The sequence below is a fragment of the Bradyrhizobium sp. SZCCHNR1015 genome (genome assembly GCF_032489875.1).
Taxonomy (GTDB): Bacteria; Pseudomonadota; Alphaproteobacteria; order Rhizobiales; family Xanthobacteraceae; genus Bradyrhizobium.
Window position 1 is genome coordinate 40,758 of sequence record NZ_JAUEYW010000025.1, and the last position, 11,048, is coordinate 51,805.

The following is an 11,048-nucleotide window of genomic DNA, read 5'->3' on the forward strand; positions in this document are numbered from 1 at the left end:
GCAGAATTATCAAGCTGCTCGTCGGGATCCGCATCCGCGGCGTGAAGGCGGCAAAGGATTTTGAAGCTAACTCTGGATAACGGTTGTTTCACGGGCTCCGAAAGGCCCGATAGCGTCCCTTCAGCCAGTCGCGATGCAAGTCGTCAAAGTGGGGCGAGAGGGGATGACTAGATTGGCCCCCCGCCATCTGAAATAGACCGGAACTTTCTCGGCCCGGCGATACGACCAAGCGGAATGCCGCTCCGTCCGTGGACGTGGCGATCCTGACGCACTCATGCGATCCGTCTTGCTCGGAGCTAGGTGGAGAAACCAGGGCGTCAATTCGAGCAATAAGCTTCGCGAGGGTGTAACCGAAACGCGTGCGGTTGACGACGCCCCAGCGTAGACCCGTCCTGCTTTCCGCGCCAAGTCGTCGCAGCGACTCGCGCAAGCAGTTGTTCAAGAACGTTTGCCAACCTACGTCCCTATGACGCGCGGGCAGCAGGAGTGGATCCCGCGACTGCACCATGGCTAACACCGGCACATCAGACAACGGCCAACGATAAACGTAGGCCGGGTCGGCGCTCCGGCAAGCCGCGACAATAGGTGCCAGAAGCTCGACTGCGAGAATTTCCCGGAATGCGAACGTGATCGAAGCCGCAACGGAGGATCGGCTGGCGCAAAGATCCCAAGACGCCAATTCTGTTCGAAGATCGATATCTTTGCATATCAAGATTTCGGATTGCTCCAGCGCCTCGAGGGCAAGCTGGCGGTACGCCTCGAGCGCTGGACAATAGGTGTCGAGCTGAAGATTGGCGAGGTCGGCTTCATCCATGCGAACATCTTGAGCCAGTAACTCGGCTATCCGTACCGCGCGTGCGCTGCTGCAATATGCATGGCCGATTTGCTCGGGTCGGGCAACATGGGCCGGGCGATTGTTCGCCGCCACTAAGAAGCCGACGTGCGGCGGGAGCGAAACGCGTCGTTGCACGTCGACGTCTCCGCGCCACCCGCGCGCGCCGTCAGCCCAGCTCACGGCCGCCGTGCCGTCGTGCCCGAATCGGGAGGGGATACGGCCGGCAATAGTCGAGCCTATTCTGCCGTCGCAGCCAGCGACAATGACGGAGAGCGGTGGACCGCGGAACCGCTCGAAAAGCGCTATGGCGCTCTCGATATTGTCGGCCGCGTCCAGATCCAAGAGAGAGAGATCCAAGGATGATGCGTCGAGAGCTGTCCAGCGTACTGCAACAGGCTCTCCTATCAACGTCTCAAGTGAGACGGGTCCCCAAACAGTCGAAAGAAAGCTCTCTTGGTGAGGCTCCTGGCCGAGCACTTCGATAGCTTCGTGAGCGAGATCGAAAGCCCTCCAGTGATCGCCCAAGCGATAGTAACCGGCCATCTCCGATGAAGTCTCGATTCTTACAAGATCAAGGCAGTCAGCGAGAAGATTGGCGCTGCCCCATGCGACTCGCCCGTTGCTGCCAGCAATCATCCCCGGGACGCCAGGAAGGACGAATCCGTCCAGATCGACTTCTCCATAACGTAGCCTTGCGCGGTAGGTCGGGGGCGGAAAGGCCAGATTGAGGTGAATATCGTTCGCTAGAATGGCACGTCCGTCCTTGGTACGGGACCCGTCGATCGCCCATACGTTAGAGCCGACAGGAGACGTGTGGAGCCCTACTGCGTCCTTGACCGACATCGCATCGGCAGCTTCAGCCAGTAAGAATTTGATCCGGGCGCAAACATCGGACGATAGCGACGAGTAAGTGGGCGGCCCCGAAGTCGTTGTGCCGTAGAGAGGATCGGTACGGGGGGTGAGAAAGTCGACAATTTCCGGCGGAAGGCAGTACCTCATTGTAGTTATCATCCGCTCGGTACTTTGATCTCCCGTGAGTTGCTCCCACAAGCCGAGGTAGACCAGTAGGCTGTCCTCCATTGTCCAAGGCTCGATCTGCAAATCGAGCAACCTAGCTTCGAACACCCCACGCGCCTCACAACTGTCCAGCCACCGGTTGATGCCGCGGCAATATGCCCGCAGCACATCTGCATGTTCCGCCGGAAGACGCGCGGCAGCATCTGCTGCAATCCTTGCGAAGCCCATCGATCGCGCGCGGCGATCACTCTCTAGGACAGCCCGGCCGAAAAGCTCGGACAGCCGGCCAGCCATGATCCGCCGAGTTAGGTGCATCTGGAACATGCGGTCGCGAGCGACTGCGAAACCCAACGCTTCCCAGGCATCACAACGGTTTTCGGCGTGGATGATGGGCATCCCGAACTGGTCAAGATTGACACGCAAATGCGGACCGAATTTGGAGCGACGACACTTGCGGTTCATCGCTCGAAATGAGCAAAACAGAGCGAGTACTGCCCTCCGAAACATGAGTGCGTTTCTGCTGCGCCGCCGGAGATACCACGGCACGCCCCAGAGCATGACTACCAAACTCAAGCTGAGCATTATGGCGAATATGATGAGCGCTTTCCCGAAAGCGGTCCAGGCGAAGAAAGGCGCCGCCGCGGTGATACTGATCGCCAACGCGCAGACCAGACCCGACCAAGGCCAAACTCTGATCATCTTGCGCAGCAAATAGCCCATTATCTTTACCGCGGTCCTGGCCGGGGAGCGCACCAATCCTCGATGGCTCGAAGCAGCGAAGCGGGGAGCAAATGGAAGCTGTCGGCGTCGATGAAGTCCGGCCGCCCCCAGAACGTGAACGCCAGTTCTTGGTTTTTCTGCTCGCACACGATAACCAAGCCTATTCCGCGCCCCCCAGCAAGACCACCTGAGGGTGGAAGATCAAGGGGAGTGATCTCCAAGCCTGCGATGGCGATGGGCTCGGCCGCAAACGCTTGGTGGACGAACAACACTTCGAACGGCTTCGATCCGCTGAGTTCAGCGTTACGGCTCATCTGCTGCAGGACGATCTCGAACGGCAGGGTTTGGTTTCCAAACGCCGAAACGATCACGGACCTTACTCGCTCAAGGACCTCGTCCGGCTTGGAGCAACCGTCCAATTTGCTGCGCAGCACGATGGTATTGGCAAATAGCCCCATGACATTGCGATCGGCAGAGTTCTCACGACCGCTTACGAGAGTCGCGACCCGGATATCGGTGGCGCCGGTAGAGAGATGGATGGTGCGCTTTAGGGCGGCAACCATAGCAATAAACACGGTCACGCCCGCTGTCCGGGCGCGTTCATCCAATGCCCTCTGCAGCGGCGATGGAATGGCGATGGTCGCCATATTGTACTCTGCGGTCTGCGCCCCGCCTTTCTGCCATCGCAATGGCTCGCTTGAGGGGCTGAGTACATCTCTCCAGTACGCCATCTGACGATGCGCCGTCGCCGAATTCAAGAACCGCTCCTCGTCAGCCACATGATCACGGTACTGTCTCGCCGACGGTTGCGACGAAACTGTCCGCATTTCACGTACATCTGCATAAGCTGTCACCAGTTCCCGCATGAAAAGACCGGCTGACCATCCGTCAGTTGCCAGATGGTGAAAAACGACGATGAAAACGTGGTGATCCGGAGAGAGCCTCACAACGGTGCAGCGTAAAGGGAACTCGCTCGCCAGTTCGAAGGGACGCTCGATCTCGTCGCGCAGAAGGCCCTTAAACCGCTCATCGTTCGGGTTGGTCATCAAGCTCAGGTATCGAAGCGGCGCCACGTGAAATGCATGGATGCGCTGGACGACGGTGGTTTGCGTGATATGAAATGTGGTCCGCAGGACTTCATGCCGGGCTAGAACTGCCTCCAGCGACCGTCGTATCGCGCTCATTGACAGTGTTCCACGAATGCTCAATGCAGCCGGCAGATTCACGATTGGACTCGACCACGACTGCGACCCCACCCGCCAAAGAGACAACTGGGCGCAGCTCAGCGGCGCCTCTATCCAGTGGCCAGCGGTCGACAATTGTTCTCCCGCCGAGAGGATTGATCTGAGGGTCGGACGTCGCTTCATCGGCCGCATGCTCCTTGGAAACTCGGCTCGTCGCGAATCGCCGTTTGGGCGGTCATCCTACTTGGAGGCGCGCAACGAGACTCCACACCTGGTGTGTCTCCTGAAAGCCGGAGGACGGCGAGGCCATGAAGCTTAGCGGAAACCACGTACTCTCCTCGATCCGAAAGCCGTAAGCCGCAAGCAAGTCCGTGATCTCCTCTGGCATCAGGAGCCCTCGAGGTTGCTGAAACGCGTAACCGAGCGGCCCCAAATGGATCAAATAGCCTCCATTGTTAAGTGTCCGCACTACCTCAGGCAGCCAATCCACCATTGGCACGGCGTCGGTGAAATAAGCGGATACGACGACGCTGACGGATTTTGTCCGCAAAGGAATCCGGCGCGCGTCTGCGACCGCATACTCAACCGCGGTCCGACGATCGAAACCAACCGGCTTGACTGCGCGAAAAGACCGAATGGCGCTGTCCACGGACAAAGGCATGAAGGTTTGAACTTCGTGAAAAGGGATCGGCCCGGACTGGAGACGGTCGAATAGGTAGGCGTATGGCACACAAAGATCTATTCCGATTGCTCGTGCGCATACCGATGCGAGTTCGTACAAGATGCGACCGGTGCCCACGCCCAGCACGAGCACCGTTTGCTCGGCAAGATGGCGCGCCAGCAACTGATCGATAAGGCGATCTCGCATGGCGGCAACCTGGGTTTCACCCTCAGGTGTTCCTGCCCAGTCGGTGCGCAGGTAGCTCAAGTTATGGAAGCCGTAAGTTCCGCTCTGGTCAGCGGTATCGGGCGGACCTAGGTCGGTCTCTTGGCGGACGAGGCCGTTGTTTGTCCTAGCCAAGAGTTCGTCAACCGCCCCAGTGAAGCTCTCGGGCAATTCGCGCATGCTGCGTAGTGCGGGCAGCACCCGGCGCGCGAACGGCCAGCGATAGGATTGCCTGGTATCCTTCAAAACCTGTGTGAAATAGGTTTCCGACTGGGCTACAAGTCGTCCGTAACGGCTGGCCGCGTCCCGACTAGCAGTGAGTAGGACATCGGGGTTTTGTACGAGTACAGGAATGGTGCCAAGCTTCGGAAATGCAGCGCTGCAGGCGGTGCATTGGACCTGCGACTGCGCGGAAATCTCGGAGAGCAACCCTTGACAGCGCGGACAAGACCAGACGTGAGGTTGACTCTTCGGTGCAGACAGGTCGATCGGGCGCGTCTGCTTCTGGGGGGCTGGCTCTAGTGATCCGTCTGACTCTCCGATCACAATCGACGCGCTGTCCAGCCGCTCGCTCGGATCCAGTGAAAAGTCGATAATGCTTAGCCGAGCCTGCAGATCCGGATCAAGCGAACTGTGTTCGAATCCGGCCGGCCGGATATGCAAAAGGTGGCTGACCTCGTCACCTTCCGACTCCAAGCGAGCTGCCAACTCTGCAGCTATCAGGATATGATCTTTCCAGCCAGCGACCATGAATGAACCGGACGGCCGGACCGTTCTCAATGCCTCAAGTATTCTCTGAGCACAGTCCTCGACTTCCGCGAGGCTGGCTTCAGGATCGAAGGAATCCGGAACGAAGGCATGTATGCTCTCGTCCGAGGCGTGCCGAAGCACCGCTCGGCAGGCATCAAGTTCAGCCTCTGCTACCACCAACGCCAAAAGGCGCGTTCCGGCGCCTTGGCGCATCGGAACGTGCCGACACCCCTTTCCTCGCTTAACGGTCTGCAGGGCCTGCTCCGCCATTGAGGCGAGCGCGCGCAACGTGGTCGCTTCAAACAGCAAGTGCACGGGGAGCTCGACGCCCATAGCGGCCCTGATCCTGGCAACCGCCTGCGTGGCCAGCAGTGAGTGCCCTCCAAGCTGAAAGAAATCGTCGTCGCGGTAGATATACTCAACCCGGAGAAGATCTTTCCAAATCGCCGCGATTATGCGTTCGGCGTTGCCTAGGGGCTCGTGGCCGCCGGAACTATGATCCCCTTCGGAGACAATCGAGGCAAGCGCGGTGCGATCGACCTTCCCCGTCTGGCCACGTGGAAGGTGGTCTAACACGTTGACCTCCGCAGGTCTCATATGTTTTGGCAACTCGACGGCAAGCGACTCGACGACTCGATTAGAGTCAACTCCGATTCCGGGATCTGCTTCAAGATACAGCACAATCTTGAGCTCGCCGCCGGCGGCGTATTTCGCTACGGCAGCGCACGCCCGGACGCCGCTGCAGGTTAAAGCGATCGCTTCAATTTCCTCCAGTTGAACCCTGAAACCACGGACTTTCAGCTGATTGTCGGTCCTGCCAAGGAATTCGATATCGCCCCCGCTCCCGCGCCGCCCAAGATCTCCGGTTTTATAAAGACGTGCGCCGGCACTTCCAAAGAACCGATCGGGCACGAAACGAAGCGCGGTCAGTGCAGGATCGCGCAGATATCCTAGAGCTACTCCGGGACCAGCGATGTGTATCTCGCCGGCGGCGCCGTCGCGCACTGGATCGCCGTTTTGGTCGAGCAGAATGACATCGGCACCCGGGATTGCGCGGCCGATTGGGATCGCTTCGTCAGAACCGCAGTGGGTGCAATCATGAACTGTGGCCCAGATCGTTGCCTCGGTCGGACCGTACTCGTTGTAAAGGGTTACCCCTGCTGCCTTCATCCGATGCTTGGCGCAGAGCGATGCTGGGCATGTTTCTCCGGCGACGATGACAACCTTGAGGCTTTCGAGACTGTTTGGGTCGGCATGGTCTAGCGTGTTTTCGTAGAGCGCAGGAATGCTCAACCAATGCGTAATCGCATGTCGCTTTATCAAGCGCAGGACGCTGGGCGAATCCACGATGGTTTGATCACTGGGAATAACGATATAGCCGCCGGTGGACAGTGCCCAAAAGATACCCACCAGGGCACTGTCGAATGTCAAGCTCGACAAGAGCAGAAATCCTCCCATCGGCTCGGGATAGGTCGCAAGACGGGCTCTGGTCGAGAAGGTAAGATTTTCGTGGCTGACCATCACGCCTTTGGGCTGCCCGGTACTGCCGGACGTGAAGATGACGTAGGCAAGATCACCCGAACGAACTCCGCACCTCTCCTCGGGGTCCGCGGAGTTGCCGCCGTGGGCCTTCGGCGTCACCGCAAGCCAAGTGGTATCGGGAAATGGATAAAGTACATCGCCCGTCGCTGAGCCAACGATGATGGCTATATCGGCCGCTTCGGCAATCTTTTTCGTTCTCGACGCTGGGTCTCGCGGGGCAAGCGGTACGAAGGCAGCGCCCGCGCGTAGAATACCGAGAATTCCTACAATAGTTTCCGTTGTCCTCTCGGCCCAAACACCGATTCGTTGGCCCGGCTCGACGCCGGCTTTCCGAAGCTGTCCGCAGAGCACCTCGGCAGCCGACTGCAACTCGCCGTACGTAAGCGCGGCATTCTCGGTGATGACGGCTGGTGTGTTTCCACATGAGTGCGCGCGCGCCGCAATCACCTCATGTATTGGTATCCATAGCTCTCTCTGAGAAGCTTGAGTCATGTCAATTTGCTTAAAGAATGCCTACATCCAATGCACCGATGGAAATATCGGCATCGGCGGCGACAGCTCGCAAGACCCTTTCGTAGCCTACCATCCATCGACGGACAGTATTCTCAGCGTGAAGTTCGCATGCATAAGTCAGGTTGCATCTAAGTCCAGAACCGATTTGCAGTAACTCGACAATCAGTTCGTAGTTCGCGACCTCTTCATCGCACTCGAACCGTGCGGTCTGGAGATCCTCGGCGACGAACCCTGATCCGACCGGAGGCGTGTTCTGCATCATGAAGACAGTCTGGAACAGCGATCGACCTGGAAGCTTCAGCTCCCCGACAAGTCGATCCAACGAAACATCTTGGTGATCGAACGCTGCGATCGCGAGATCGCGGACCTCAACCAAGAAATCGCGAAACCGAAGGGTAGGCTTCGGCTTCAGTCGCAAGGGCAACATGTTGACGAAGAAACCGATCAGCGTATGCGTTTCGGCCCTTTGACGCCCAGCCACCGGGACCCCGATGACGAGATCCTCCGAACCGGATAACCGCTGGAGGAATGCGGCATAGGCGGCCAGCAGGACTATGAATAACGTGGCGACGCTTTCCTGCGCGATAAGAGAGAGATCCTGGCACAACCTCTTGTCAAAGTCGAATGCGATGGTTCGACCGCGCATCGACCGGGCCGAGACTGCGGGCAAATTCGCTGGGCCAAGTATTAAGGGCTGCCACAGCGGCGAGAGGAGATTGCGCCAAAAGCCGAGTTGTCGCTCAATTGCGGCCTGGACCAGCTCGCTTTCCTCCCAAAGCGCCACGTCCGAGAACTGTACTGTAAGGGCGGACAAGCCGCGAGCACCAACTCGCAGGGCGCGGTAAGCCTCGGCTAAGTCACTGAACAGAATGTTCATGGACCAACCGTCGGATACGATATGGTGCATAGTCACCAGCAGGACGTGGTCGTCTCGCCCCAGGATTATGAGGACTGGGCGAAGCAGCGGCGGCTCGGAGAGCCGGAACGGTCGACCGACTTCGGCCACCGCTATCTGTCGGACTGCCTCCATCTGGCTCGATTCCTCGCCGTCAACGGTGATTTTCCTCAGATACAACGGCTCGACATCGACGAGCTTCGGAACTGGAATGCCGTCGACGTTGCCGAATGCTGTCCGCAAGACTTCGTGGCGCTCGATCACCTCATTGAACGCATCCCCAATAAGATGCTCGTTGATCTCGCCCCGGATTCGTATCCCGGCTTGAATGTTGTAACCAACATTGTCGGGTTCTAACTGATGCAAGAACCACAGCCTCTTCTGGGCAGAGCTCATCATCGCACGATCTGCCGAGCTCCTCGGCCGAATCGCGGGCAGGCTCGGCACACCAGATTGATGCCGACGCATCAGATCGATCCGCGCGGCGAAGTCCTCCAGCCGCGGACATTCGAAGAGCAGCCGCAAATTGAGGTCGAGGCCGAACGTGTCGCGTATACGCGCGAGCAGTTGCATGCCGAGTAGGGAGTGCCCGCCCACCTCAAAGAAGCTATCGTGCCGGGACAGACTTCCGAGGCGGAGCAGACGTCGCCATAGCCCCGCAATGATGTCTTCGGTCTGCGTGAACGCCGACACGGCCGCTTCGGCGACATCGTCCGGCCATGGCCGCTTATTTCGCAACTCGTTGCGGTCGACCTTTCCGTTTACATTAAGAGGCAGCGCGGGCAGAAACATGACCCACCGCGGGACCATGTAGGCCGGAAGGAGCCCGGCGACAAACGTCCGCAATTGAGTCGAGCGTAGATCGGGCCCGGTCGTGACCACATACGCTGCAAGCTCCGTTCCTACGGCGTCATCCTCGATTTGCACCACCGCGACATCTGCGACCGCGGGATGTCCGCGAAGTGTCGTCTCGATTTCGCCTGGCTCGACTCGGTAGCCTCGGACTTTCAACTGGCGGTCAGCCCGGCCAATGAACTGGAGTTCACCGTTCTCGCTGTGCCGGGCCAAGTCGCCGGTTCGATAGATCCGCGCGCCCGGAATGTCGGAGAACGGATCGGGCAAGAAGCGTTCTGCGGTCAAATCGGGTCTATCGATATAGCCCCGGGCGAGCACCTCGCCGCCGACGTAGATTTCTCCGGTACCGCCAGGCGGCACAAGCGAGAGGGATTCATCCAGCAGGTAGACGCGCGCATTCTGGATAGGGCCACCGATCGGCGGAAGCGCGTCCCACCGGCTAGACATGCCCGCGAGCCGATGCTCAGTTACGACGTGCGTCTCGGTCGGACCGTACTGATTGCGCAGCTCGCAGCCTGGAAGACGCCGAAACATTCGCATGATGTTCTTGGTCACTCGCAGGCTCTCGCCAGCAGTCGTGACGACTTGCAGCCGTTCGGGAAAGCTGTTCTGCTGAAGACAGGCGGATGCGAGCTGATCGAGAATTGCAGCGGGAACGAATAGATTCGTGATCTCGGCCTTTGCGAGCAGAGCCGGCAACGTCCTGATGTCCCGCCGCTCATGTTCCGTCATAATCACGATTGCTGCGCCCGCTCCCCAGGTGGCGAACAGTTCTTGAGCGCTCACATCAAATCCCGCGGCGGCCCATTGCAGCGTTCGTCCAGGCTGCAGCCGGTGGCATTCCCATTCGACCAAGTTGCACAGCGGCCCGTGCCGCATTCCGACGGCCTTTGGCTCTCCTGTCGATCCAGACGTAAACATGATGTAAGCTAGATCATCTCTTCCCGGCCTCGGCCGTTTGACAGCCTTGGGTTCATCCACGTCTACTCCAGCAGCATGGTCGAACGGAATCAGTCGCGCGCAGAGGCCGCCGAGCTTCGCTGCGGCGCTGTGAGTCGCGACTATTAAGGTAACCGCGGCTAGGTCTATCATTTTCGCCAGTCGAGCGGACGGGAGTGCAGGGTCCAGCGGTACGTATGCAGCACCGCATTTAACGATCGCCAGGATCGCGATCGGCAACTCGGGGACACGCTCGCACGCCAGACCGACTCGAGAGCCGCGCGCGACGCCGCTGTGGCTGAGCAGGCGCGCCAGCTGGGTCGAGCGGTCGTCAAGTTCCTTGAAGCTGAGGATGCGGCCCTCATGCAGAAGTGCGGCTCCCTCCGGAGCGGTCGCGACTGAGCGCGCAAAGATATCGAGGATTGTCGACACGTCCGAGGAGGCGGTGACGCCATGCTGCCACGTTTTGAGAAGTTCCCGATGGCCGTTGCCAAGCACCCGCAGGCCCGCGACACTAGCATTGATATCAGCAACCGCTGACGCCAGCAGGGTCGCATAGCACTCCGCGAAACGAGTCACGGCCGTCTCGTCGAGAATCCGGCTGTCGAAATAGATATCTGCGGAGAGGCTGCCGTCGTCACGCCACCTGATCGTGACGTCCTGCTTCAAGTCTGGCATTGACCCATGAAATCCGTCCATCGCAACGGCGACTGCAAAGACGGAACATTGATTAGCTGCCGCGGATATGTTCAAAGCTGAGAGGAGCGAACGATACGTCGTATCTTTGGCTGCGCAGACTGCCACGACTTCGGTCCGCGTCTGGGATAGCAAATCCTGGAAGCTTGCCTCCGGACTAACGTCCACTACCATCAGTCCACACGCATCGTTTGCGCTACCTGGACCGCTCCCGGC

Annotated in this window: 4 protein-coding genes; all 4 read right to left on the reverse strand. The window is 59.1% G+C overall.

Going from position 1 to position 11,048, the window contains the following annotated elements; all coding sequences use genetic code 11:
• Nucleotides 1-88 precede the first annotated feature (88 nt).
• The 4 genes from QX128_RS31360 to QX128_RS31375 are packed head-to-tail and all read right to left on the reverse strand — an operon-like array spanning nucleotide 89 to nucleotide 11,006.
• Nucleotides 89-2,572, reverse strand: coding sequence for a penicillin acylase family protein (locus QX128_RS31360; protein ID WP_316239473.1), 2,484 nt, complete (start codon nucleotides 2,570-2,572; stop codon nucleotides 89-91).
• Nucleotides 2,573-2,577: 5 nt separating this feature from the next.
• Nucleotides 2,578-3,948 (reverse strand): condensation domain-containing protein, encoded by a 1,371-nt coding sequence (locus QX128_RS31365; RefSeq protein WP_316239474.1) that lies wholly within the window; start codon nucleotides 3,946-3,948, stop codon nucleotides 2,578-2,580.
• 43 nt (nucleotides 3,949-3,991) lie between these two features.
• The gene (locus QX128_RS31370) at nucleotides 3,992-7,426 is read right to left on the reverse strand and encodes an amino acid adenylation domain-containing protein (RefSeq protein ID WP_316239475.1); all 3,435 of its coding nucleotides are present in this window, start codon (nucleotides 7,424-7,426) and stop codon (nucleotides 3,992-3,994) included.
• Between the two features lie 10 nt (nucleotides 7,427-7,436).
• Nucleotides 7,437-11,006: an amino acid adenylation domain-containing protein gene (locus QX128_RS31375; protein WP_316239476.1), complete on the reverse strand. Its 3,570-nt coding sequence runs from the start codon at nucleotides 11,004-11,006 to the stop codon at nucleotides 7,437-7,439.
• Nucleotides 11,007-11,048: the final 42 nt, after the last annotated feature.